The organism is Arthrobacter sp. E44 (assembly GCF_041877125.1).
GTDB lineage: Bacteria > Actinomycetota > Actinomycetes > Actinomycetales > Micrococcaceae > Arthrobacter.
In genome coordinates this window covers 51873-76578 of record NZ_JBHDJA010000005.1, presented here as the reverse complement: position 1 = coordinate 76578, position 24706 = coordinate 51873, and the positions used below count along the sequence as shown (strand labels likewise).

Genomic DNA, 24706 nt, shown 5'->3' with positions numbered 1-24706 from the left:
CCGGGGCGGCACGGTAAAATCGTCCAGACCACCCATTCTGCAGAGAGTCCTCCATGACCCTTTCCGCCAAGGCGTTCCAGCGCTGGCTGCAAAGCATCGCACCCGATGCCAGCACCGCTGACGTCTGCCGGGTCTCGGGGATCAAACGCACCACCCTCGCCCAGCAGCTGGTCCGGGGCAAGGTCTCCGTGAGCACCGTGGTCAGCGTCAGCCGCGCCTACAACATCAACCCTGTTGCGGCGCTGGCCGGTTTCGACGCTTACAGCGTCCTTTCCGGCCCGCCGCGCCCACCCACGCGCAGCGAACTGGTAAGCCAGATTTCCACCGCAGACCTCATGCGCGCGCTCCTGGAACGGCCGGCCATGGAGCCCGCACGGGGAGCGTCCACCCCCGCCCTGGGTCCCACTCCGCACCCTACCTCGGTGAAGAACTGGGTTGATGCAATTGACGACGGCGAGGTCCGGCACCGCGTTTCGGCTTCCACCGGGGTGGCCCCGCAAAACTACTCTGCCCAGTTGACGGCAAACCGACTGTCGCCTGAGCTCGCCGTGGCCACGGCACTGGCGGCCGGGGTAGGACCGGCCGGCGGCCTGGTGGCCACGGGGATCATCACCGAAGAGGAGGCGGGCTGGCCGCCCGGGGCGCGGCAGGCAGCCCTGGACAGCCTCACCGACGGGGAGCTCACCGCGCTGGCCGGGGAACGGCTTCAGGCATTAGGGAAAGTGCTGCGCCGGCAGGAGCAGGACCAAGCACAGACAGAAAAGATATGGGAGAACCTGGGATGATCGAGACGCTTCAGTGGACCACGCTGGCGGTTTGCGCCCTCGTCTCGGTGGCCCGCATCCCCAGCACCCTCCGCGGCGAGAACCGCTCTCTGTTCGGCATCTTCGCGTCGATGACGCTGGCCATCCTGCTAAGCATCAAGGGCCCTTACCTCGTGATCGACCAAGCACTGGGTGGCATCAACCTGGCCAACCTGCTGCTGCGGTTCGTGATCTTCGGCGTCATCTTCTTCATGGGCATCCGCATTTCCAGGGGGTTCAGCGCCGACAGCGCCCACCGGCACATCACAGGAAAGACCGGCATGCTGGTCCTGCTTGTTGTCTCTGTGGTCATGGTCGCACTGTTTTTCTCCATGGACACCGCCGGCTCCTCGGCGGGCCTCCAGGCCATCTCTGCCAAGGACGACCGCAACTTTGCGCTTGTTGAGTATTACGGCGCGGCAGGCCGGGCCTACCCGGCGTACGTCGCCCTGGCGCTGCTGCCGGCTCTGGTGCGCGCGGCACAGGACCGACTTCCGGTACTGGTCCGCATCGCCGCAGGACTGTTGGCGCTGGGTGGAGTAGCGGTTGCCCTCACGCTGCTCTTCCCGGTGATTCCGCCCGAACTCGGCCAGATCGAGTTCGTGATCAACTACACGGCCATCCTGTGTTTCGTCGTTGGGCTGGCCCTGATCTGGGCTGCACGCGTGGTCAACGGGCGCGGAGCGGGACGCCAAAAGACATCTACCGAAACGTAACCTTCGCTGGCTTTCACAAAATCATTAGAATGTGAAACAATCATGAATGTGTGAAGGCGGGGCTGCTTGGCGTTTACGAACGGGGATAAATTCTGAAATGCCGGCCGCCCCGGGGGCCTTTACACACATTGGGGGGATGAGTGGTGGCGGATCGTTGGGGACCGCCCCCACTCAGCCTGTTTAACGGCTCTTTAGCGGAAGCTTACCGGCCCTCGGCTCCTAGAGCTTTCGGGCAGGTACAAGGACTTCCCTGCTGCTGAAATCCCCGCACCTACGCAAAGGCCTTCCGGGGCCGCTACTTCCGGGCAAACCGCAATGTCACCAACTGGAACGGCCGCAGCTTGAGCTCCGCCCCGCTGTCCCATGGTGCCACCCCGGGAGCTTCAGTGCCGCGTTCCAGGAGGTCCGTTGCAAGAACGTTCCGCACCGGGAAGTTCGCCGTGATGCTCCCCGCCGAGCGCTGTCCCAACGACTCGTAGAGGCGGACCACTACGTCCCCCGAACCGTCCTGCGCCAGCTTCACGGCCTCGATCACCAAAGCGGGATTGCTGACGGTGAAGAGCGGCTCCACCGGGGAGGCGCCGGTGACCAGCCGCGGCGCCAGATTGGTCCGGTAACCTTCCTGGACTGCGTCCGCGATATCGGCACCCGGCCGGATGGACACCGTCAGCTCGTGGTGGCCACGGTCAGCACCCGGGTCGGGAAACTTCGGCGCCCGCAGCAGGGAGAGGCGAACCGTAGTGGTGGTGCCGCCGTCGGATTCCCTGACACTCCTGCCTACGTCGTGGCCGTACGTGGATGAGTTGGAGACCGCCACGCCATAGCCGGGTTCGCCCACGTGGATCCACCGGTGGGCGCAGATCTCGAACTTCGCCGCCTCCCAGGACGTGTTGGTATGGGTGGGCCGGAAGACGTGGCCGAACTGCGTTTCGGCAGCGGACCGGTCCGCACGCACATCCAGGGCGAAACCAAGTTTCAGCAGCTTCTCGCGCTCCTGCCAGTCCACGGTCGTGGTGATTTCCAGTGATGGACTGCCCGGCGCCAGCGTGATGCGCTGGGTCAGCTTCGAGGTGCCGGCCGTCCGCTCCACGACCACCACCGCACTGCCGCCTTCGCTGGCAAGGCGGACCGACTCTGCCTGGACCAGTGGCGTGACGTTGCGCCGATAGAACTCGTCGATGTCCCAGGCATCCCACTCGTTGGGCGTGTCCCGGTGCAGTTCCAGCAGATTGCCGCGCTGGCCGGGAGCGATCGCTTCGCGGCCGCTGCCATGGTCCCGCAGGGAGGACAGAAGCCCATCGGAATCCACCACCGCCCGGATGATCCCGTTGTCCAGGATGAAGCCGCCGTCCTCCGGCATGGCCTGTGCCGGTACCTGGGGAGCCGCGGGTTCAGCTGCGGCCAGCGCGGGAACCCCATCCCTCGCATGCGGGGCTGCGTTGAGCAGGAATTGCCGGTCCCCGGAACCCAGCACCGCGGCAGCAGCCTGGCCGATCAGTGCCTCGAGGGCAGTTTCAATGGCTTGATAATTCCGCTCCGCGTCCTGGTGGACCCAGGCGATGGCACTCCCGGGAAGGATGTCGTGGAACTGCTGCAGCAGCACCAGCTGCCACAGCCGCTTAAGCTCAGCGGCCGGGTAGTCGTAAGAACCCGCGCCCCGGACAGCGGCCGTGGCGCACCACAGTTCCGCTTCCCGCAGCAGGTGCTCGCTGCGCCGGTTGCCCTTCTTTGTGCGGGCCTGGCTGGTGTAGGTACCGCGATGCAGTTCCAGGTACATCTCCCCCACCCACACGGGCAGCGCCTGGTACTCTGCCTCGGCCTGCCGGAAGAAACTCTCGGCGGAGCCAATCCTGACCTTGGGTGATCCCTCCAAGTCCGCGGTACGGGCGGCAGCGGCGAGCATCTCCCGGGTGGGGCCGCCGCCGCCGTCGCCGTAACCGAACGGCACCAACGACACGGAGCCGCGGCCGTGGTCCCGGTAGTTGCGCTCGGCGTGCGCCAGGTCGCGGCCGCTGAGGTCCGAGTTGTAGGTGTCTACGGGCGGGAAGTGGGTGAACAGCCGGGTGCCGTCGATCCCCTCCCAGTTGAAGGTGTGGTGCGGCATCCTGTTGGTCTGGTTCCAGGAGATTTTTTGGGTCAGGAACCAGCTGCTGCCGGCAGCCTTGACGATCTGGGGCAGCGCAGCGCTGTATCCGAACGAGTCCGGCAGCCACGCTTCCCGGCACTCGACGCCGAACTCAGCCAGGAAGAAGCCCTTGCCCTCCACGAACTGCCGCGCCATCGCTTCGCCGCCAGGCATGTTGGTGTCCGACTCGACCCACATGCCGCCCACCGGGACGAACTGTCCGGCCCGCACTTTTTCCCGGATCCGGCTGAACAGCTCCGGGTACAGCTCCTTGATCCAGGCCAGCTGCTGGGCGGACGAACAGGAGAAGACAAAGTTAGGGTCTTCGTCCATCAGGGCCACCACGTTAGAGAATGTCCTGGCACATTTGCGGATGGTTTCCCGGACCGGCCACAGCCATGCGGAGTCAATGTGGGCATGGCCCGTGGCAACCAACTGGTGAGCCGACGCGTAAGCCGGCCTGCCGAGGACTCCAGCGAGCGCCTGACGTCCCGCCGCAGCGGTGCCGGCAACATCATCGGGGTCCATCACGTCCATCATGTGTTCGAGGGCCCGGAGGATTTCATGGCGCCGGGGAAGCTCCAGCGGGAGCTGTTCCATAAGCCCGGACAGCGTCCAAATGTCCTGCTGGAGTTCCCACACGCATTGGTTGAGCTCAGCGATGGCGATGCTCCCGAGCCTGTACTGCGGCGCTCCCCCGGCGGTTGCCTTGTCGCCCAGCGGGGTGGCGGCGAAGGTCCAGCCCTGTGCCATGTCCGGGTTCGCGGCCGCTTCCACGTAGAAGTCCACCGCCATTCCGCTGCCCAGCAGCTTCAGGGGGATGTACTGGTTGCGGGGAGAGATGGCCTTGATGATGGTGCCGTCGGGCCGCCACGCTATGCCTTCGCACTGGAAGCCGGGCGCTTCGGTGGTGAACCCCAGGTCCACCACCACCTCCACTGCGGTGTCCGGGCCGCCGCCCCAGGAATCAGGCACCTCGCCTTGCAGCCGCAGCCAGGTGGTACCCCACGGCCGGCCCCAGGCGGCGCCGTGCTCCTGCGGATGGAACTCCTGCCGCATCGCGTCGAGCGCGGGGACCGGTTCGTCCGGAACTTCCCAGCTGCTCAGGGCAAGCGGAACCGACCTGCTGTAGACGGCGGGGGCAATGCGCTCGCGCACGAACCTTGCCAGGCGGACTTCCGTGATCCTGCGGTCGTCATGCAAAATATGTCCTCTTTAGGCTTGAGACTGGATCATCGCGTCCATTCGATGGACAAAATCTACCCGCTGGCGGCACTGCAACCAACCCCTTGTGCAGTTATCCGCCGGCTGCTCGGGCGCCGCAGGCGGCCCCGCGCGCCAGGCCGCTATGCGCCGGACCCCTATGCACCGGGCCCCTGTGCAACAGGCAAGGCCGGTTCGGGCCGCAGGATCCGCGCGTCCCCGGCGTAGACGTTGAAGCTGGTACCCCGGCTGAACCCGGCCACGGTCAGTCCGTTGGCCTCGGCCAGTTCCACAGCCAGGCTCGAAGGGGCGCTGACGGCGGACAGGACGGGGATCCCCGCAAGGGCAGCTTTCTGCACCAGTTCGAAGGATGCCCGTCCGGACACCTGGAGGACCGTCCCGGTCAGCGGCAGGAGGCCTTCGCGCAATGCCCAGCCCACCACTTTGTCCACTGCGTTGTGCCGCCCAACGTCTTCGCGGAGGCACAGAAGCCGCGGCCCGCCGTCGTCCTCAATCTTGAACAGGCCCGCCGCGTGCACGCCCCCGGTATCGTCAAAGACGCGCTGGGATTTCCGCAGCAGCGCGGGCAGGGACGCCAGGACGTTTGCGTCCACCATCAGCGGGTCCGCCTGCGGGCTGAAGTGGGACGATTTCCGCACTGCTTCGATGGAATCCGTGCCGCAGATGCCGCAGGAGCTTGAGGTGTAGACCTTGCGCCCGGTATCGGGAAGCGGGACGTCCGGCCTCAGCTGGGCCTCCACCACATTGAACGTCTGGACCCCGTTTTCATCCTCACCGGCGCAGAAACGCAGTGATACCAACTGTTCGGGCGCCCAGATGACCCCCTCGGACACCAGGAAGCCTGCCACCAGGTCAAAGTCGTCCCCTGGCGTGCGCATGGTGACCGAGTAGGAGAGCCTGCCCAACCGGATTTCGAGCGGTTCCTCGACGGCCAGGACGTCTTCGCGGTGTCGGACCGGGTACTCCAGGGCGGCCGGCGAACCGTCCAGGACATACTTGTGCACCTTGCGGCGCTGGGTTACGCGTCCCATGTTCCACCCTGCCTGTTCATTACTCCATCATGGCACCATCGCGGCCCGCCCCAATCCAAGACCCACAGTCCAGAAGCCCACAGTCCAGAGGCCGGCAGTCTATAGGCCACGATCCAACGGCCCAGCGCACGAACGCGGGCATTGGGGTTCCGGCCCTCTAGTTTCAGCCCAGGAGCGCGCTCCAGTCCACGGGCCCGTTGGATGCCGGTTTACCCTTGGCCTGGCTGCCCCGTGCATTGCTTCTCGGCTTGGCTTTGGCCGCCCCTTCCTTGGGCGGCGGAATGGGTGGCCCCCAAGGCAGCGCGAAAGCGGGCACCGCCTCGCCCAGCTGCACGCCGTGCGGCGGCACCACCAGCACGCCGTCGGCGGCTGCCAGGCCGCGCATCATGCCGGGGCCTGTGTGCTGCGCAGGGGAAGCCATCCCATACAGCAGCCGGAACGGCATCAGGCGGGTGCGTCCGGGATCGGCGTCGATCATGGTGCCGCACGGTACTTCCTGCACGGCGGGCATAGCGCGGTGCCCCAAGGCGGCGAACAATGGTGCGCCGACGGTGGACAGGGCCATCATGGCCGCGAGCGGGTTGCCGGGAAGTCCAAGGACAAAGCGTCCGTCCGGCAGTTCGGCCAGGACGGCAGGGTGGCCGGGCCGCATTGCCACGCCGTCGATGATGAGCCGCCCGCCGAGTTCGGCAACGGCCCGCCGAAGGTGGTCCGTGCCTGAGCGCCCAGTGCCCCCGGTGGTAATGACGACGTCGGCCGGCAGGTCGGGCGCGTCCGGCACCTCCGGCAGCACGTCTTCGAGCGCCGCAAGCCATTCGGCGTACGAGTCGCCGATCCGCTGCTGTCCTGCGTGGATACCTCCGAGCATGGCGACGACGGCCGGCAGTTGCGGGCCGAACGTGTCGCGAACCTGGCCGGGAGCCGGGGTACCACGTTCCACCACCTCGGATCCGGTCAGCACCAGCCGCACCACCGGCTTTCCCTGGACCTGCACTTCGTCGTAGCCTGCCAGTGCCGCCAGGGCCAGGTGTGCCGGGTTGAGTTCCACCCCGGCCTTGACCAGGACGTCCCCTTCAAGGGCTTCCTCCCCGGCCTTCCTGATGTGTTCGCCCGCGCGGGGTTCGCCCGGCCTGGCCTTGCCTCCGACCATCACCACCGGGCCCTCATCGTCCCGGCCGAGGACTGCACTCTCGGTACGTAGGACCGCCTTGGCACCCGCGGGAATCAGGCCGCCGGTGGCAATGGGACTGGCTTGGTGCGGCGCCAGCCGGGTGCCCGGCTCCACCGGGATCCATGGACCGCTTCCGTTGACCGCCCAGCCGTCCATGGCCGAGGACGCATAGTGCGGCATGTTTTGGAGGGCCACGATGTCCTGGTCAAGTTTCCGGCCCAAGGCGATCTGCAGGGCCACGGGGCTGGGAGGAATCGGGGTGGCCGCATCGTAGGCGGCCTGCCTGGCCTCTTCCCACGTGTGTGCCAGGTGATGGTGGTGGGCATGCCCTGGTTCGGTTTCGCCCGGCTCCGTGTCGCCGGATTCAGCCCCAGCCGTACCACTTTCTTCCGCGGCGGCTTCTGCCGGTCCGGCATTCTCCGGCCCGGAACCGGGCGGTGCCATCGGATCGCTCTGGGCTTCTGCTGTCATTCGCCGGGAGTCCCGGCGGCTTCAGCCTCGTAGTCAGCTGCCAGGGTGCGGGCAACGGCCAGCGCCGCGTCCATGGAGGCTGCGTCCAGCTCCCTGCCGGGAGCGGCAGCCAGGCCTGCGGCGAAGCCGGCAATGAAGGTGGTAAGCGGTGCGGCCGGCCGGACAACGGCATGGGCGGCAACGCCGGCGAGTGCCAGCACCGCGTTGATGTCTACCTGGACGTCCTCGAGCTTGTACGCCTGGAGGAGGGCCCTGCACCATTCCTCCAGCGTTTCGTCCTGGCTTTTCACGACTTGCCTCCCACGTTAGTTCCGCCCGCGCTCCGGTCCTTGCATTCACGCTGGCTCCTGGCGGCAACCCCCAGCGCGGCAGCATCGTCCCAGGTATCCACGTCGGAGGTGGACCCGGCGGGGACTGTGACAAGCTGCACGTCCAGACTAGCAAGGAGAGCCCGGACGGAGCCGTTGACCAACGCGTCGCGTGCGGCCAACTCCGCGCAGGCTTGTTTTAACCCGGGCGTGCTGTAAAAGGCCGCCAGCGGCTGGACCTTCCCGTCGCCGGCCAGGGCCATCACGCCGCCTCCTCCGCCTCCCCCGGGGCGTGCTGCAGATGCGGCAAGAGCCCTCCACAACACGGCCACCGCTTCGGAGGCCAACGGCATATCGCAGGCCAGCACCAGGGTGAAGGGCGCCGCTCCGCCATTTTCGCCCAAGGTGTTCAAACCAGCCGCGATGGCAGCGGCAGGCCCTGCGAACGGCGGCTCTTCCCGACAGGTGAGGACGTCGGCCGGCCAGGCTGCCGGGGATACAGGGCGGGGTGTTGTGCTTTGGGATGGCAGGAAGGCGCTGTCGCCGACGACGACAGTGCGGCGGGCGCCGGCTGCGGCGTCCAGGGCCCGTTCCAAGAGCGTTTGGCCTTGGAAGACAAGGGACTGTTTGGGTACCCCGCCCAGCCGCGAGGACCGGCCCCCGGCCAAAATCAGGGCATCAAAAACCAGGCTGTTCTCTTGCACTCCCCCAGCCTAGCCATCAGGCGGGGCAGCGATCACTCCCGTCGAAAGCGGAGGTCAGGCGGCGCGTTCGGGCAGGAGGAACGGATCCCACGCGGGCGTGGGCTTTTCCAGTTCCTTGATCTGCCAGATGGTGCCGCGCGGAGGCTCCGGCACAAAGCGCAGGCTCCAGCCCATCTCGGTCGGGGTGTGGTCGCCCTTGACGTTGTTGCAGCGAAGGCAGGCTGCCACCAGGTTCTCCCACGAGTCAGCCCCGCCCCGGGACTTGGGGTGCACATGGTCGATGGTATGCGCTGCCTTGCCGCAGTATGCGCATTTATGGCCGTCGCGTCTGAGTACGCCCCTGCGGCTGACAGCCGTGGAGTGGTTGTATCGGGGCCGGATGTACCGGTTGAGGAGGATCACGGACGGGCGGCCCAGGACGTCCGTGGGTCCCACGACAGGGTCATCCCCTTCGGCCACGACGCTCGCCTTGCCCGTGAGCACAAGCACCAGCGCCCGGCGGAAAGTAATGACCGCCAGCGGTTCATATCCAGCATTCAGAACGAGAGTGCGCATGCACTTACCTCTTCACGGCCGCACCCGTCAGGGGCACGAGGGCCGGCTGCCCTCGGCATGTCCGGGCTATGGATCGACATCACAAGAGTAAACAGAGAAGTGCAAAATCAGGTAATCGCCGCCCGGATTCCCTGCGGGGAACGTTCCCCAGCAGGGCAGGCATCAGTCCCCTGCGGGGAACTTCTTAAACGCCAAGGACCCCCGCTGCGAGGGCGGGGGTCCTTGGACAAGCACTGGCTGTTGCCAGTGCCGGACATGCGGTGCTTACCTGACGTGGATGAAAACCGGCCCGGAGCCCACGTTTGCGCTGAAGACCACGGTGTCGTTGCCGTTGAAGCCGCCATGCACGGCCATGCCGTTTCCGGCGTAAACAGCGATGTGTGCCATTCCTCCGCCACCATCGGCGTAGTAGATCAGGTCGCCGGGCTGTGCCTGGGAAGCAGGCACCGTGTCCCCCAGGGACAGGTAGCCGGCGGGCCAGTCGTGGAAGTGGATGCCGACGGCGGCCAGGGCGTTGGTCACCAGCATGGTGCAGTCCTGGTGGACGCCAAGCTGGGCGTAGGCGGCGGAGAGGATTGCAGCACCCTTGCCGCTGGCAGAAGCCTGGGCTGCGGGAGCGGCCGGGGCAGCGGCGGTGGCGACCTTGGCGGTGACCTTGGGAGCGGCAACGGGCTGGGCGGCGGGAGCAGGGGCAGCTTCCTCCACCTGAACCTGGGGCTCGGGCTCGACGACGGGGGCCGGCGTGGTGGTCACAGCTGGCTTCTCGAAGCTGATCGCAATGGTGGAAGCGGCGGAAATCGGGGCGTCGACGGCGGATTCAACTTCCAGCGCGGAGGCGGGAGCAGAGTCGCGTTTGACGTTGGCATCGGCGGCGTTGGCCGCAATGCCGCTGGTCAGGACCAGGCCGGAAGCGGCGGCGATGACCGCAGCCTGGCGGCCCATGCCGCCGGCGTTGTCGCTGACAGCCTTGGCAATGACAGCGATCGAGTTGGTCTTGGTGACCTCGGCGCGGTGCCGTGCGGTAGCACGAGTCGTCATCAGTTCTCTCTTTCGTTTTCCTTGCAACCGCAGGTAGGCAGGCAAAGTGTGTTGGACGCGCCGGCATCTTGGGGGTACGCCGGCGCGTCCCGAACGGGGATGTGGTTTCTAGCGAAGAAGCTTTGGGCAAAGAAATAGCCCTTGGAGCACGGAGCCCAAGAACTATTTGTTGAGGTGGTAGTACGACGAGGTACCGGTGGCTGCAGGCGAGTGGAGCAGCGTGCCCTGTGAGGGGTTGAGTGCGCTGATCATCATGCCGTTGCCGACGTAGATGCCAACGTGGGCGCCGCCGTTCTGGACAACCAGGTCACCCGGCTGCGGCGCAGAGGTGGGGGTCATGATGCTCCACGCGTTGGTGCGGGGAATGCTGATGCCTGCCTGGGCGTAAACCCACTGCACGAACCCGGAGCAGTCCCAGCCGGTGACGGGGCTGGTGCCGCCCCACACGTACGAGTGGCCGATGCCGGTGTAGGCGATGGCTGCGATGCCCGAGGTCGCCGCCGAGGAGACGGTCTGGGCGGTCTTGGCGGCCGGCGCGGCGTCCTGGCCGGCAGCAGCAGCAGCGTTGGCCGTGTCGGTGGACTGGGTACGCACCGGCTGCACCTTGGGAGCAGCGGTGGTTTTGACCACGGGACGTTCAAAGGAAACCGTGGCGGTGGGGGCAGCGGTGACGGCGAGGGCCGTTTGGGCCGAACCGGACTCAGTGGAAGCTGAGACACCGGCAGTGGTATCAGCAGCAGTGGCCGGCAGGCCCATGCTCAGGATCAGGCCCGAGGCGGCTGCCACAACGGCAGCCTGGCGGCCTACGGTCCCGGCATTTGCACTCACGGCCTTGGAAACGGCATCCAAGGGGTTGGTGCGAACCGTTTGCGCACGGTGGCGCGCAGAATTATGGCGTGAAGACACGAAGGTAGCCTCTCCCAATGCCTGCGAGGTGAGCTGTCGGATTCGGATGGGAGTCACCCGGCCACGCTGCTTCCTGGGAAGCTTGTGACTTAACCCCAAGGCCTTCTGGATGAAGGCCGAAATTGGTTCCCCCGCCCCTGCCAGACGATGAAATGCGAACGGACCTTGAGCGGTGGCAGAGTTAGGCAATCCACTCAAGAGCGTCAACTTCGGAAAAGTTGACGCGAGTTAGACGGTACAGCAGTTTTGTTTCAATGTCACATTCAGGTCACGGCTAGTCACGGCGATCTGAGAGTGCGCAATCATTCGGTTACAACCAGCCCATGGGATCGACCACTTCGCCATTGACCTGGACTTCGAAGTGCAGGTGGCAGCCGGTGGATGCACCAGTGGTGCCGCTCAGCGCCACCACGTCCCCGCGGGAGACGGTCTGGCCCACCTTCACATTGAAGGACGACAGGTGGTTGTACGTGGTTTCCAGCCCGTTTCCGTGGTCGATGACCACTCGGTTTCCGCCGCCGAACTGATGCCAGCCCGCGAAGGTCACGGTACCCGTGGCGGCCGCCAGGACGGATGTCCCACACTGCGCCACGAAGTCCTGGCCCCGGTGGAAGTCGCCCGAGCCTCCAGTAATCGGGCTGACCCGGTAACCGAAGGGGGAAGCGGTGGCAAGGGATGCCAGCGGTGCGGCCAGGGTGCCGGCTGACGCGGCACGCGTCACGGACCCGGCCGACTGGGCACTCAGCAGTTGCTTTAGCTTCCCGTCCGGGTCGGCCTGGGTCACCACGGCGGACCGGCTGAAGTCGATCTGGGCACCGATGTCGGCCGAGATCTCGGGCTGCGGCGTGACAGAGGAGGCTGCAAGCGGGGCGCTGCCGGCGGCATCAGTGGCCATAACGGGACTTGTGGCGGGCACGGTCACGGTCAGCACCAGGCCGGTGGCCGCCAGAGCAATGCCGGCCTTCTGGCCGATGCCGCTGGCGGCGGCAAACTCCGTCATCTGGCGGAACGGACCCCGGCGGCGGCGGGCGTCGCGATGGAGGTCGCGGGGGCGCTCCGCTGCGACAACTTCGACAACCCGCGGCGCCGAAGGGGGGCCGGCAGCACGGCGGCGTCCCCGGGGGGTTTGCATGGTCAAGAAGGGTTCCTCTCTGGAAAAGCCTGCGGAGTTAGCTGTCGGATTCGGGTCAGAGAGATCAAAGACCCGGCCCGCCAAGGGCAAGCTTCTGCGCAGGGGTATTCCCGGAAGAATCCTTCACTGGAGAGGCTTGCTGCTGACGGACTTCACCCCAAGGCAGTCCCCCGCTGCCGCTTGTGGTTCCCCCGCCTCTGCCAGTAACGACTCGTGCACCCGATCCGCTGGCAGAGCTCGGCTCCGGATCAGGTAACGCTTAAGTTTCAAACGACTGGTTCTACTATAGGGGCTTAAGACCCTAGGTAACAATTCCGTTATCTTTGGCTGGAAGGGCAGGTCCGGGGTATGGAAGCTTCGCTTCAGCCCTGCTTGACGGCCACAAAGACGTGTGCGGCAACCTCCGGCGGAAGCTCCAGCGCTCCTTCAATCCCGGCCACCCGCACCGAGATGTAGTCGCCCACGCGTTCCAGGGCCACTGCAGCGCCGGGCCGGATTCCGCCTTCGTCCAACTGCGACAGCAGCTCCGGCTCCACCTGGATCGGCTCCGCGAGGCGGCTGATGGTCACGCCGGAAGCAGGCACGTAGCTCTTCATCGCCTCCACCAGGCTGATGGCGCCGTCACCGAAGCCGGGGGCCGGCCGGCCGCCCAGCGCGGCAAGGCCCGGGATTGGGTTGCCGTACGGGGATTCGGTGGGGTGGTCCAGCATCTCGTAGATGCGGCGCTCCACCCGCTCACTCATCACATGTTCCCAGCGGCAGGCTTCATCGTGGACGTAGGCCCAGTCCAGCCCGATGACGTCCGCCAGCAGGCGTTCGGCCAGCCGGTGCTTGCGCATCACCTCCGTGGCGCGCTTGCGCCCGGTGTCAGTGAGCTCCAAATGCCTGTCACCAGAGACAACAACGAGTCCATCGCGCTCCATCCTGCCGATGGTCTGGGAGACGGTGGGGCCGGAGTGGCGCAAGCGCTCGGCAATACGGGCCCGGAGGGCAACGATGTTTTCTTCCTCAAGCTCCAGGATGGTCCTGAGGTACATCTCCGTAGTGTCGATCAGATCCGTCATCCAGCTCAGCTCCTCGAGCGCAGTACCTTGCGTTGTCCCACCGTATCGCCTCTTCCCGCGAGGTAGTCCGGGGGAAAGCTTAGCCTATTTTGACTTTGTCCGAATAGCTGCGGCCCCAAGGGGAGCCGCAACAGGTGCACGCGGAAGGGTTGCACAGGCGGGACACTTGCACGCCCGCCGCGTTGTCTCAGTGTCTGGACTTTGCCGCTGCCGGTTGCCGCCCACCGCCGCTGTTCAGGCAGAATGGGAAAGGCCTATGGCACAGCCGCCGCCCGGCTGCCGGCCACCACAACCCGCCCGTGCGGACCAAAGCGTTCGTCCCCGCCGAAATTGGAGCACCTGTGAGCGACACCAGCATCACGATTCCCGCCGACCTCCTGCCCAAGGACGGACGGTTCGGTGCCGGTCCGTCAAAGGTCCGGCAGGAACAGATCGATGCCCTCGCCGCAGCGTCCAAAACCATCCTCGGCACCTCTCACCGCCAAGCCCCGGTCAAGAACCTGGTGGGGTCCGTCCGTGAAGGGCTGAGCCAGTTCTTCCGCGCCCCGGAAGGCTACGAGGTTGTCCTTGGCGTTGGCGGCTCCACTGCTTTCTGGGATATCGCGAGCTTCGGCCTGGTGGAGAAGAAGGCCCAGCACCTCTCCTTTGGCGAGTTCGGGTCCAAGTTCGCTGCGGCCACCAACAAGGCACCTTTCCTGGAAGCCTCCTCGATCATCAAGTCCGAGCCCGGCACCCGACCAATGGCACAGGCCGAGGCCGGGGTGGACGTTTATGCCTGGCCGCAGAATGAGACCTCCACCGGTGTGGCAGCCCCGGTCCAGCGGGTTTCCGGAGTCGACGAGGGATCGCTTGTCCTGGTGGACGCCACCTCGGCTGCCGGCGGCCTGGATGTGGATGTTGCCCAGAGCGACGTCTACTACTTCGCGCCCCAGAAGAACTTCGCCTCTGACGGCGGCCTCTGGCTTGGCCTGTTCTCCCCCGCCGCTCTTGACCGGGCCGCCCGCATCAAGGACAGCGGCCGCTGGATCCCGGACTTCCTGGACCTCCAGACTGCCATTGACAACTCGCGCCTGAACCAGACCTACAACACGCCCTCGCTGTCCACGCTGGTGACCCTGGATGCCCAGGTGCAGTGGCTGAATTCCAACGGTGGCCTGGATTTCGCGGCTGCACGCACCGCCGATTCAGCCGGACGCATCTACAGCTGGGCCGAGGCTTCCGATTTCGCCACCCCGTTCGTTGCCAAGCCGGAGGAACGCTCCAACGTCATCGCCACCATCGACTTCGACGAGTCGGTGGACGCCGCCGCAGTGGCCAAGATCCTGCGCGCCAACGGCATCGTGGACACCGAGCCCTACCGGAAGCTGGGCCGCAACCAGCTGCGCATCGCCACCTTCGTGGCCATCGAGCCCAGCGACGTCTCGGCCCTGCTTGCCAGCATTGACTACGTGGTGGGCGAGCTGCGCAAGTAGGCACAGTGGACCATCAGGCCCTGTCCATACGCTGGCACGCTTAACGTACGACGGCGCCGCCCGGGTTTATCCCGGACGGCGCCGTTTTCGTTGTGCCTGGCAAAGGGCGGGGCCAGCCTCGCGGTAAAGGTGCGGCTAGGCTCCTGCCTGCGCTCCGTCGTCGTCCGCCGACTCCCCTGCCGGCCCTGAGTCCCCTTCCGCAGCGTGGCCGGCGCCAGCCTCGGCAGGTTCCGCCGTCAAGGGACCACCGTTCTCCTGGCCGTCTGTTTCCTGGGCCTCTGCTTCGTGGCCACCCGCTTCAGGCTCCTGCGGCTGTTCATCCTCGGGACGCACCCGCTCGGCCCACGGCACCCACTCCGGGGCGAGGATGGAATCCTCGGACGGCAGCAGGCCCAGTTCGTTGACCGTGACCACCTTGGAGCGCGAGTTCCGGGTCAGCACCGCGTACCACTGCCAGCCTGCGTAGCCGGGCAGCCGGGACTCGAACAGGTGCGTCACGAGCCGGTCGCCCTCGCTCTTGGCCGCAAGGTGCGCGCCGATGGTGGCGGCCGGCGTGATGCTTTCCACTGCGGTCCGGGCCGCATCAACAGCCGCGGCCAGGAAAGCGTCAGGCTTGCCCGTACGCCACACGGGCACGCCTGCCTTGCGCTTGGGCGGGGTCTTGGCAGCCTGCTCCTGCACTGGCGCGCCCGGCTGTTCAGATTGGGGATTCATGGGCGCCTAAACGTCCAGCTCGTCGGCAACCTTGCGCAGGGCTGCAGCAATGGCCTTGCCCTTGTTGCCGTCCGGGTACTTGCCCTTGGAGAGGGTGCCGGACAGATTGTCCAGCACGGTCACCAGGTCCTGCACCAGCGGGGCGAGGTCCTTGGCGCTGGGACGCTTCGCCTTGGCAATGGACGGGGTCTTGTCCAGCACCCGCAGGCCCAGTGCCTGCGCTCCCTTGCGGCCGTCCGCCACACCGAACTCCACCCGGGTGCCCGCTTTCAGCTCCGTTACCCCTTCGGGCAGCGACGACTTGGGCAGGAAGACCTCCTGGCCATCTTCGCCCGCGAGGAACCCAAAGCCCTTGTCCTTGTCATACCACTTGACCTTGCCGGTAGGCACGTAATCAACCTTCTTCGTTCTGCTGTCATAAGACACGGCCGCCTGCCACCGCATCCGCATTGTTGTGCGGGTTCAAGGTATGGCAAGCGCAAACCGTGTTGGTCTGTATCCATCAAGGTTATCCTGCCGGATGCCCTCATTACGCTTTCCCCAGCACTGTTCCGCCGCAGGCGCAAGGGCGCCGGGAGTGTTTAACCCCACCAATGCAGCCGCTGTAGCGTTACGTCCATGACTCCATCGCGTTACCGGCGGCCGCTGATGGTCCTCGCCGCTGTTATTGCCGTGCTGTCCCTCATAGCCGTAGGGATGGTCATGGCGCTTGCCTTCACCGGGTCGGTGGCCCCCACGTGGGTCACCTACTCCGCGCTGTACGGCCTCCCGGTGGCCTTCATCCTGATGCTGGTAGTGGTCCTGGACGGCGTCGCCGCCCGTCGGCGGGCGGGAAAGGCTGAGCGGCGGTAACGTTGGACTGATGTCCCTTATTCGCGCGCTCGGCATGGAACTGGAGGCACGCAGCGACGATTCGCTGCGGGCGTTGTTCGCCGCGCGGCCGGACCTCATCTCCCCCTCCGTTCCGGATTTCGCGGCGTTGGCGGCGCGCGCCACTTCCCGCGTCAGCGTCCAGCGCGCCCTCGAGCGGCTCAACCGCCCGCAGATGCAGGTCCTGGAGACCCTGCACCTCTGCACCAACACGGACACCGGGCACAGCGCCTCGGCGGAAGGCCTGCACCAGCTGATCCGTGGTTCCTCGCCGGCAGTCGTTGAGCAGATCATCGGCACCCTGCAGGAGCTTGCCCTGGTGCACCCCGCCGCTCCCCCGCACGGCACCCCTGCCGCGGCCGGCCAGCAATTCTTCCTGCCGGTGGGCTCGCTCAAGGACGTGGTGGGCATCTACCCGGCAGGGCTGGGCCGGAGCTACACGGAGCTGGTCCGCCTTCAGCCGGCCTTCGCGCAACGGGCGGTGCAGCTGGTCGCCGAGCTGCACCGCAGCGGTTTCGCGATCCACGGCGCCACCACGCCGATGGAGGCGGCCCTGGCGCTTCAGCACTGGACATCGTCCCCCGAAGCCCTGCAGGACATCCTGGCCAAGGCCCCGGAGCGGACGACGGCGCTGCTTGCCAAGTTCCGGAACTGGGCCATGGGTGCCGTCCCCCAGGCGCAACGGAAAGCCTCGGTCGCCACGGAGGGGGCCGACGTCGGGCCCGTGGACTGGCTCCTTGCACGCGGGCTGCTGGTGCCGCTGGACGCGGCGCACGTTGAGCTGCCGCACAGCGTGGGACTGGCACTGCGCGGCGGCGCAATCATCAATGACTTCACCCTTTCACCGCCGGTTGCCGAACTTGGCCGCACCACCGCGGCGCTGCGCAGGAATGCGGCCCTGAGTGCTATTTCCGAAACCCTTCGGCTGGTCTCCGAACTGTTGCATGCGGTTAAGACGCAGCCGCTGGCCACCCTGCGAAGCGGGGGCGTGGGCGTCCGCGAGCTGCGGCGGCTGTCCGACCAGCTGCGCATTGACCAGGGCGCGGTGGGCCGGCTGCTGGAGCTGTGCGGCCTGGCCGGCCTGATCCGCCTCGACGTCGATTCGTCATCGTGGGTGCAGCCGCCGGAGCTGGAGTGGCTGGTCCTGCCCCGGCAGGAACAATGGCTGTGGCTGGTGAACGCCTGGCTGGCCAGCGAGCGCGTGCCCTCCATGGTGGGCCAACCCGTCAATTCAGCGCCTGGAGCGGCGGCCGCCCGTTCGGCCTCCGGCACCACGATCGCCGCCTTGTCCGCGGGGGCCCAGCGCCCGGATGCCCCGATTGTCCGCAAACGCATCCTGGAAATCCTGCTTGAGCTGACGCGGGAAGCCGAGGACGGCGCCGGTGGCGCGCCCGTCCTTGATGCCGCCGCGGTGCTGCAGCGCGCCGAATGGTCCCAGCCGCGGATGGCCCGGCGGTTCAGTTCCCTGATCCGGGGCGTCCTTGCCGAGGCTGAAATGCTGGGCCTGGTGGGCTCCGGGGCCCTGAGCCAGCTGGGGAGCGCCTTCGCGGAGGACGACCCCGATGCCGCCCTTGCCATTCTGGGCGAACATCTGCCCGCCGCCCTGAACCACGTGCTGCTGCAGGCTGACCTGACCGCTGTTGCTCCCGGTTACCTCTCCCCTGCACTGACGGAACAGCTCCAGGGGATGGCCGACGCCGAGGGGCAGGGTCCTGCCACCATTTACCGGTTCTCCGCGGAGTCGATCAAACGCGCACTGGACGGCGGCTACGACGCCGCCGGCCTGCTGGCGTTCCTCCGGGAGCACTCGGCCACGGCGGTTCCCCAGCCGCTGCAGTACCTGGTGGAGGACACCGCTTCGCGGCATGGCAGACTGCACGTGGGCCAGGCTGCGAGCTTCATCCACAGCGAGGATGAAACCGCGCTCACGGACCTGCTGGCGGGACCGAAGGCTGCCCAGTTGGGCCTTGTCAGGCTGGCCCCCACGGTTGTCGCGTCCTCCGCGCCGCCCCGCGAGCTTGCCGCCGTGCTCCGCAGCCTGGGCCTCTCGCCGTCGGTGGACGGCGCCGAACCCGCAGCGCACCTCCGCCGGTCCGCTGCACCCCAGGAGAGCCTGCGCCCGGTGTACACCGCCCCGCGGATGGCGCCCGCGGCTGAGGAAGTGGAAGCGCAGCTGGACGTGCTGCGGCAAGCCGGCACCGCCGTCGGGCACCACCCCGGAGCAGCGAGCGGCAGCGAGGTCGCCACCCAGCTGGGACTTGAGGCGCTGCAAAGGGCCATCCGGCTCAAGCAGCGGATCAACATGAACGTGGTGGACAACCTGGGGAATGCCAGCCTGGAAGTTGTTGTTCCGCTATCAGTAAGCGGGGGCAGGGTCCGCGTGTTCGATCCGGCCAAGGACACCGAACGGGTCCTGTCCGTCCACCGCATCATCGACATCGAGGCCGCAGAGGAACTGCGCCAGTAAAGGATTCCCCCGCGTGACCGACGGACCCCTGATCGTCCAAAGCGACAAGACCATCCTCCTCGAGGTGGACCACGAGCTGGCCACCGAAGCCCGGCACGCCATTGCGCCCTTCGCCGAGCTGGAACGTGCGCCCGAGCACATGCACAGCTACCGGCTTACCCCGCTGGGCCTGTGGAACGCCCGTGCCGCCGGGCTGGACGCCGAAAAGGTACTGGACGCGCTGCTGAAATACTCCCGCTTCCCTGTGCCGCATTCACTGCTGATCGATGTCGAAGAAACCATGTCCCGGTACGGCCGGCTGCGCCTGGAAAAGGACCCCCGCCACGGGCTGGTCATGCGGACCGATGACTATCCCGTCCTGGAGGAAGTGATCCGGGCCAAGAAGATCGCCCCGCTGCTGGGACCCAGGATCGACGGCGAGACGGTGGTGGTGCACGCCTCGCAGCGGGGGCAGCTCAAGCAGCTGCTGCTGAAGCTCGGCTGGCCCGCGGAGGACTTGGCCGGTTATGTGGACGGCACCCCGCACCTGATTTCGCTCAATGAAGACGGGTGGCAGCTTCGGCCGTATCAGCGCCTGGCCAGCGAGAACTTCTGGGCGGGCGGCAGCGGAGTAGTGGTGCTGCCCTGTGGCGCCGGCAAAACCCTGGTGGGCGCCGCGGCTATGGCCACCGGTTCCACCACAACTCTGATCCTGGTCACCAACACCGTCGCCGCCCGGCAGTGGAAGGACGAACTGCTCCGGCGCACCTCCCTTACCGAGGAAGAGGTGGGTGAATACTCCGGCGCCCTCAAGGAGGTGCGGCCGGTAACCATCGCCACCTACCAGGTGCTCACCACCAAGCGGGGCGGCATCTATCCCCATCTGGAACTGGTGGACGGCCATGACTGGGGACTGATCATCTATGACGAGGTCCACCTCCTTCCGGCACCGATCTTCCGGATGACCGCAGACCTGCAGGCGCGCCGGCGGCTTGGGCTGACTGCCACCCTGGTCCGGGAGGACGGCCGCGAAGGCGAGGTTTTCAGCCTGATCGGTCCCAAACGGTACGACGCGCCCTGGAAGGACATCGAGTCCCAGGGCTACATCGCGCCCGCGGACTGCGTTGAGGTCCGGGTGGACCTGCCCAAGGACGAACGCGTCGCCTACGCCATGGCCGATGACGCTGACAAGTACCGGCTCTGCGCCACCTCCGAATCCAAGACCCGGGTGGTGGAGGAACTGGTGGCCCGGCACGCCGGTGAACAGCTGCTGGTGATCGGTCAGTACATCGACCAGCTGGATGAGCTCGGCGAGCGCCTGGAGGCACCCGTCATCAAGGGCGACACGTCCGTCAAGGTACGGCAGAAGCTCTTTGATTTGTTCCGCGCGGGAGAACTGCAAACCCTGGTGGTGTCCAAGGTGGCCAACTTCTCCATCGACCTGCCTGAGGCTTCGGTGGCCATCCAGGTCTCGGGCTCCTTTGGATCCCGGCAGGAGGAGGCCCAACGGCTGGGCCGGCTGCTGCGGCCCAAGAAGGACGGCCGGGCGGCGCGCTTCTACTCCCTCGTGGCACGCGACACCCTGGACCAGGACTTCGCCGCCAAGCGCCAGAGGTTCCTGGCAGAGCAGGGGTATGCGTACCGGATCATGGACGCCAAGGACGTTGCCGCAGCCGACTGATCCGCCGCGGGCGCCCTCCTAGCGGATGTATTCCGAGCTGTCCCGCTCCATGGTTCCTGTCCGCGGGTCCAGCTGGGGGCGTTCGTAGGCAAGTTCCCCGCCGCTGCGCCCGCCAAAGGGACGTCCGTGGTCAGCGAATTCCTCCCGGAAAAATGCCAGACACCACTGCCCCATTTGCATCCTGGCACCTGTCCGCAGCACGGAGGGCCCGTTGCGGCGGACACTGCCGCTGACGTCCGCATGCGGTACCAGCACGTATTCGTCCTGGTCGTCGTGCACAATTTCGGCGTGGAGTGCCTCCAAACCCTCCAGCTGGACATCGGATCCATCGCCGCTGCCGATGGTCGTGACATCTCCCGTGAGGGCTACCTCCCGCGGAATCTGCCCCGTCCACGTGGCGGCGTCCTGGACGAAGATCAGGCGCGGCCGTCCACCACCCCTGGCGTAATGGGTGGTGGTAATGCGGCGGACAATGTTCCGCTGGACCGTGGGGACCAATGGCAAAGGTGTGGACGGCGGCAGCAGCGGTACCCCCTTGGACCCACGCCTGCCCTGCCTGACCAGCGGGAGCAGGGAGCCGAGTTTGCCCAGCTTGATGTGGGGTGAGCGCGTCACCAGCCGTTGCGAAGCAGGGCTGTCCACCTTGCCCAGGCTGACAATGTTGCCGTCGGGGCCGGCCAGGGTGACGGTCAGCCCCTTGCGGGCGAGCATCTCAGCCAGCGGCTTGACCTCATCCAGCGACGGCAGGCCGCTGCCGGTCAACGGCCCCAGCCCCTCAAGGGACACCGTCACTTCCGTTCCCGCTGCCCTGGCCCTGCCCGATGTGACCGCACCGGATTCGTCGGTGTACGAAAAGTCCAGATCAACGTCCAGACGGTTCTCCGCCATTTTGGTCAGCCGCGGTTCGCGTCCGGCCCGGAAACTTCCCGGTCGCTGGTGGTGACCCGCAGGCTGCCATTGAGCTTCCAGGTGGCACGCGGCGCGTCGGGGCCAATATCCCGCGGAACTTCGACGGTCATGTCGATGAACTGGTAATTGATGGCTGCACCCTTGCCAGTGAGATAGGACCACATCTCCTCGGCAAGGTCTGCCCAGTCCCGGATCGTGCGGTCGCCTGCGGCTGCGTTTTCGGTGGCGCTCAAGTCAGTCATGATGATCTATCCCCTTCATTGGGTCAGGAACTATCCAATAACTACCGGTGTTGGCGCGGCTCCCGCCGGCGGATGCATGCACTCCGGGGGGAACCGTTGGAACGCTGGTGCGCCGGGCGCAGGTGCCCGGCAAGCATCACTGTATTCCGGCGCCACAGGCTGCGGAAGACGGCAGGGGCTGAACGTTCTTTCCACGAATTGGGTTCCCTGATGCACAAAGGGGCTGCTGGACTCAGACTGTAAGTATGACTACAAGAATCGTTCGTGCCACCCCCGGCCCTGGGCAGGAATCGGTGTGGGACTACCCCCGCCCGCCCCGGATCGAAGCCAGCAGCGAGCGCATCCGCATTGTCCTGGGCGGGGAGCTGATCCTCGACACCACGGATTCACTGCGGGTCCTGGAGACCAGCCACCCGCCCGTGTACTACGTCCTTGAGTCGGCATTTGCCGCCGGCGCGCTGGAGCCGTCCTCGGGCAGCAGCTTCTGCGAGTTCAAGGGCGCTGCGAAGTACCTGACCGTCTGCGGCGGCGGGAAGGAAGCGGACAGCGCCGCGTGGTCCTACCCCGAGCCGGCGCCAGGTTTTGAGGCGCTGGCCGGCAGGGTCGCCGTCTACCCGGGCCGGATGGACTACTGCGAGGTGGACGGTGAGCGGGTCACTGCACAGCCGGGCCGCTTCTACGGCGGCTGGATCACCAGCCGGGTTGTGGGCCCGTTCAAGGGGGAACCGGGAACCATGGGCTGGTAAGGCCAAGCCCATCATGCTCACAACGAATATCCAGACAACTCCCAGAGACTGGGAGCATGATGGGAGCATGAACAAGAACGGTCCAGAAGCCAGGCTGCTCGTCGTTGATGATGAACCCAACATCCGCGAGCTCCTTTCCACGTCACTGCGGTTCGCCGGCTTTGAAGTGGTCTCCGCAGCAAACGGGCGCGATGCCCTGGCCGCGGCCGACACCCACGCCCCTGACCTGGCCGTGCTTGACGTCATGCTCCCCGACATGGACGGATTTACTGTCACCCGCCGGCTCCGCGCCTCCGGGAAGCACTTTCCCGTCCTCTTCCTGACGGCAAAGGACGACACCGAGGACAAAGTCACCGGACTGACCGTGGGCGGGGACGATTACGTCACCAAGCCCTTCAGCCTGGATGAAGTGGTGGCGCGCATCCGGGCGGTGCTCCGCCGGACCCAGCCCCTGCTGGACGACGACGCCGTGATCCGCGTGGACGACCTGGAACTCGACGACGACGCCCACGAAGTACGGCGCGGCGGCACGGTCATCGAGCTCTCCCCCACGGAGTTCAAGCTGCTGCGCTACCTCATGCTCAATCCCAACCGGGTGCTGTCCAAGTCGCAGATCCTGGACCACGTCTGGGAGTACAACTTCAATGGCGATGCGTCCATTGTTGAGTCCTACATCTCCTACCTGCGGCGGAAGGTGGACATCGACCCCGACGCACCGGCCCTGATCCAGACCAAGCGCGGCGTGGGCTACGTGCTGCGGACGGCCGAAAAGCGCTGACCTTGCTCAAACGGTGGAAGTCGGCCTCGCTCAGGTCGCAGCTGGTGGCCATGATCATGGCCCTCCTGATCGTGGCCCTGACGGTGACCGGAGCCGTGACGCTGACCCTCCTCCACACCTACCTCCAGGGCCAGGTGGACGACAAACTCAACGCCGCCGTCGACTCTGCCCGGAAACAACGCTCGTTCACCCAGCTGCAGGCACCCAGCCCAATCCCCACTGACTACTCCCTGATGCTTTTCACCCCGGGTGAGCAGCCGTACACCTTCGGCGGGGACCCGGACGACCATCCGGACATCAGCAACATTTCGGTGGAACAGGCCCAGGCGCTCCAGCTGGCTCCCTTCCAGGTCCGCGGGACGGACGGCGAAAACTGGCGGGTGGTGGCGGTGACCGTCCAGAACGGACCCACCACGTCCGTGGTGGTGATCGGGCTGCCCCTGGAGAGCGTCGACGACGTCCTCAAGCATGCCACCCTGGTGGTTACCGGCGTCGGCCTGCTGACCCTGCTGCTCGCCTCGCTCATAGCCAGCTGGACCGTCTCGCGCGCCTTCCGGCCGCTGGCCAGGGTGGAGAAGACAGCCGCCGCCATTGCCGCCGGCGACCTCTCCCGGCGTGTGGAAGTCGAAAACCCTGCCACCGAGCTGGGCCGGCTGAGCAGTTCCCTGAACGCCATGCTGGCACACATCGAGACCGCCTTCGCGGCGCGGACCGCATCGGAGGCCAGGATGCGCCGCTTTGCCGCTGACGCGTCCCACGAGCTGCGCACTCCCCTGGTGACCATCCGTGGATTCTCCGAGCTGTACCGCCACGGTGCCCTGGCGACGGACGAGGACGTGGCCACGGCCATGGGCCGCATCGAAAGCGAAGCCAAGCGCATGGGTTCCATGGTCGAGGACCTGCTGCTGCTGGCCCGCCTGGATGAGCAGCGGCCGCTGCAGCAAAAGCCGGTGGACCTGCAGCTGATTGCCCATGACGCGGTGGTGGACACCCAGGCCAGCGACCGTTCCAGGGCGATTTCGCTCACGGGGCTCGACGGCGGAGCAGCGGCCCCGGCACCGGTCCTTGGTGATGAGGCCAAGCTGCGCCAAGTGGTGGGAAACCTCGTAGGCAATGCCTTGCGCTACACCCCGGAGGGCAGCCCCATCGAACTGGCCGTCGGGGTCCGCCAAACCGACGGCGGAGAACAGTCCATCATCGAAGTACGGGACCACGGGCCGGGCATTTCGGAAGAAGACGCGGCCAAGGTCTTTGAACGCTTCTACCGGGCGGACACTTCCCGGACCAGGGAGACGGGCGGCAGCGGACTGGGCCTTGCCATCGTGGCAGCCATCGTGGGATCCCACGGGGGCACGGTGCGGGTGGAAAAGACCGACGGCGGGGGCGCAACCCTGGTGGTAAGCCTTCCGCGGCGTGCCGACACACCAGGCAGTGACAGCGACGGCGGGCAGGACGCCGCTGACGACAGTGCCGCCCGGGCCGCGGGCAGCGACGGATCGGTTATCCACATATAAGCCGTGACCATGGCTCCCGCCTGGCGCTGCTGCGTAGGCTCGTCACAGCAGCCCGGACCCGCCGGGCGCGGGACCCCTTGGGGACC

Annotated in this window: 23 protein-coding genes and 2 riboswitches; of the genes, 9 read left to right on the top strand and 14 right to left on the bottom strand. The window is 66.6% G+C overall.

Annotation, left to right across the window (positions count from 1 at the left end; all coding sequences use genetic code 11):
- Positions 1-53: 53 nt before the first annotated feature.
- Entirely contained in the window at positions 54-785 is a 732-nt protein-coding gene (locus ACETK3_RS06405) for a hypothetical protein (RefSeq protein ID WP_236801186.1), read from the top strand.
- Positions 782-1519, top strand: coding sequence for a hypothetical protein (locus ACETK3_RS06400; RefSeq protein WP_236801185.1), 738 nt, complete (start codon positions 782-784; stop codon positions 1517-1519). Before ACETK3_RS06405 ends, ACETK3_RS06400 begins: the two co-directional genes overlap by 4 nt.
- Positions 1520-1814: 295 nt before the next feature.
- Here the strand turns inward: ACETK3_RS06400 and ACETK3_RS06395 are convergent, their stop codons facing one another.
- From ACETK3_RS06395 to ACETK3_RS06350, 10 genes are all read right to left on the bottom strand, one after another.
- A complete protein-coding gene (locus tag ACETK3_RS06395; RefSeq protein WP_237429887.1) occupies positions 1815-4847 on the bottom strand; it encodes a glycoside hydrolase family 38 C-terminal domain-containing protein in 3033 nt (1010 codons plus the stop codon).
- 158 nt (positions 4848-5005) lie between these two features.
- Positions 5006-5899, bottom strand: a complete 894-nt coding sequence (gene fdhD / locus ACETK3_RS06390) for a formate dehydrogenase accessory sulfurtransferase FdhD (RefSeq protein ID WP_306970338.1) — start codon at positions 5897-5899, stop codon at positions 5006-5008.
- A gap of 163 nt (positions 5900-6062) precedes the next feature.
- Entirely contained in the window at positions 6063-7541 is a 1479-nt protein-coding gene (locus tag ACETK3_RS06385) for a molybdopterin molybdotransferase MoeA (protein ID WP_237429885.1), read from the bottom strand.
- The gene (locus ACETK3_RS06380) at positions 7538-7831 is read right to left on the bottom strand and encodes a DUF6457 domain-containing protein (RefSeq protein WP_236801181.1); all 294 of its coding nucleotides are present in this window, start codon (positions 7829-7831) and stop codon (positions 7538-7540) included. The genes ACETK3_RS06385 and ACETK3_RS06380 overlap by 4 nt, the downstream gene beginning before the upstream one ends.
- Complete coding sequence (locus ACETK3_RS06375) at positions 7828-8553, bottom strand: molybdenum cofactor guanylyltransferase (protein WP_373992679.1); 726 nt, start codon at positions 8551-8553, stop codon at positions 7828-7830. The genes ACETK3_RS06380 and ACETK3_RS06375 overlap by 4 nt, the downstream gene beginning before the upstream one ends.
- Positions 8554-8607: 54 nt before the next feature.
- Positions 8608-9108 (bottom strand): HNH endonuclease, encoded by a 501-nt coding sequence (locus ACETK3_RS06370; RefSeq protein WP_236801179.1) that lies wholly within the window; start codon positions 9106-9108, stop codon positions 8608-8610.
- Positions 9109-9372: 264 nt separating this feature from the next.
- Positions 9373-10146 (bottom strand): NlpC/P60 family protein, encoded by a 774-nt coding sequence (locus tag ACETK3_RS06365; protein ID WP_236801178.1) that lies wholly within the window; start codon positions 10144-10146, stop codon positions 9373-9375.
- Between the two features lie 162 nt (positions 10147-10308).
- Positions 10309-10932 carry a C40 family peptidase gene (locus ACETK3_RS06360; RefSeq protein ID WP_373992678.1) on the bottom strand — a complete coding sequence of 208 codons (624 nt, stop codon included), beginning with the start codon at positions 10930-10932 and terminating at the stop codon, positions 10309-10311.
- A 124-nt stretch (positions 10933-11056) separates the two neighbouring features.
- A riboswitch (cyclic di-AMP (ydaO/yuaA leader) is annotated at positions 11057-11250 on the bottom strand.
- 112 nt (positions 11251-11362) lie between these two features.
- Positions 11363-12184 (bottom strand): M23 family metallopeptidase, encoded by an 822-nt coding sequence (locus ACETK3_RS06355; RefSeq protein ID WP_236802787.1) that lies wholly within the window; start codon positions 12182-12184, stop codon positions 11363-11365.
- A 10-nt stretch (positions 12185-12194) separates the two neighbouring features.
- A riboswitch (cyclic di-AMP (ydaO/yuaA leader) is annotated at positions 12195-12437 on the bottom strand.
- A 109-nt stretch (positions 12438-12546) separates the two neighbouring features.
- Positions 12547-13248, bottom strand: a complete 702-nt coding sequence (locus ACETK3_RS06350; RefSeq protein ID WP_236821327.1) for a metal-dependent transcriptional regulator — start codon at positions 13246-13248, stop codon at positions 12547-12549.
- 341 nt (positions 13249-13589) lie between these two features.
- Here ACETK3_RS06350 and serC point away from each other — a divergent pair, with 341 nt between their 5' ends.
- Positions 13590-14720 (top strand): phosphoserine transaminase, encoded by a 1131-nt coding sequence (gene serC, locus ACETK3_RS06345; protein WP_373992677.1) that lies wholly within the window; start codon positions 13590-13592, stop codon positions 14718-14720.
- Positions 14721-14855: 135 nt separating this feature from the next.
- Here the strand turns inward: serC and ACETK3_RS06340 are convergent, their stop codons facing one another.
- Positions 14856-15434: a DUF3027 domain-containing protein gene (locus ACETK3_RS06340; protein WP_373992676.1), complete on the bottom strand. Its 579-nt coding sequence runs from the start codon at positions 15432-15434 to the stop codon at positions 14856-14858.
- Between the two features lie 6 nt (positions 15435-15440).
- The gene (locus tag ACETK3_RS06335) at positions 15441-15824 is read right to left on the bottom strand and encodes a cold-shock protein (RefSeq protein WP_018762148.1); all 384 of its coding nucleotides are present in this window, start codon (positions 15822-15824) and stop codon (positions 15441-15443) included.
- A gap of 228 nt (positions 15825-16052) precedes the next feature.
- On the opposite strand from ACETK3_RS06335, the gene ACETK3_RS06330 reads away from it, so the two are divergent.
- Genes ACETK3_RS06330 through ACETK3_RS06320 form a run of 3 tightly spaced genes read left to right on the top strand, consistent with a single transcriptional unit; the run spans position 16053 to position 20431 of the window.
- Positions 16053-16286: a hypothetical protein gene (locus ACETK3_RS06330; protein WP_236801173.1), complete on the top strand. Its 234-nt coding sequence runs from the start codon at positions 16053-16055 to the stop codon at positions 16284-16286.
- Between the two features lie 10 nt (positions 16287-16296).
- Entirely contained in the window at positions 16297-18771 is a 2475-nt protein-coding gene (locus tag ACETK3_RS06325; RefSeq protein ID WP_373992675.1) for a helicase-associated domain-containing protein, read from the top strand.
- 13 nt (positions 18772-18784) lie between these two features.
- Positions 18785-20431 carry a DNA repair helicase XPB gene (locus ACETK3_RS06320; protein ID WP_373992674.1) on the top strand — a complete coding sequence of 549 codons (1647 nt, stop codon included), beginning with the start codon at positions 18785-18787 and terminating at the stop codon, positions 20429-20431.
- Positions 20432-20449: 18 nt separating this feature from the next.
- Here the strand turns inward: ACETK3_RS06320 and ACETK3_RS06315 are convergent, their stop codons facing one another.
- Entirely contained in the window at positions 20450-21319 is an 870-nt protein-coding gene (locus ACETK3_RS06315) for an FHA domain-containing protein (protein WP_236801170.1), read from the bottom strand.
- 5 nt (positions 21320-21324) lie between these two features.
- Positions 21325-21582 carry a hypothetical protein gene (locus ACETK3_RS06310; RefSeq protein ID WP_373992673.1) on the bottom strand — a complete coding sequence of 86 codons (258 nt, stop codon included), beginning with the start codon at positions 21580-21582 and terminating at the stop codon, positions 21325-21327.
- 245 nt (positions 21583-21827) lie between these two features.
- Between ACETK3_RS06310 and ACETK3_RS06305 the strand changes: the two genes are divergently transcribed.
- The 3 genes from ACETK3_RS06305 to ACETK3_RS06295 all read left to right on the top strand — a co-directional run bounded on the left by ACETK3_RS06305 (position 21828) and on the right by ACETK3_RS06295 (position 24620).
- Positions 21828-22328, top strand: coding sequence for a DUF427 domain-containing protein (locus ACETK3_RS06305; protein WP_236801166.1), 501 nt, complete (start codon positions 21828-21830; stop codon positions 22326-22328).
- Positions 22329-22395: 67 nt separating this feature from the next.
- Entirely contained in the window at positions 22396-23106 is a 711-nt protein-coding gene (locus tag ACETK3_RS06300) for a response regulator transcription factor (protein WP_142131055.1), read from the top strand.
- Between the two features lie 2 nt (positions 23107-23108).
- A complete protein-coding gene (locus ACETK3_RS06295; RefSeq protein WP_237429878.1) occupies positions 23109-24620 on the top strand; it encodes a cell wall metabolism sensor histidine kinase WalK in 1512 nt (503 codons plus the stop codon).
- Positions 24621-24706: the final 86 nt, after the last annotated feature.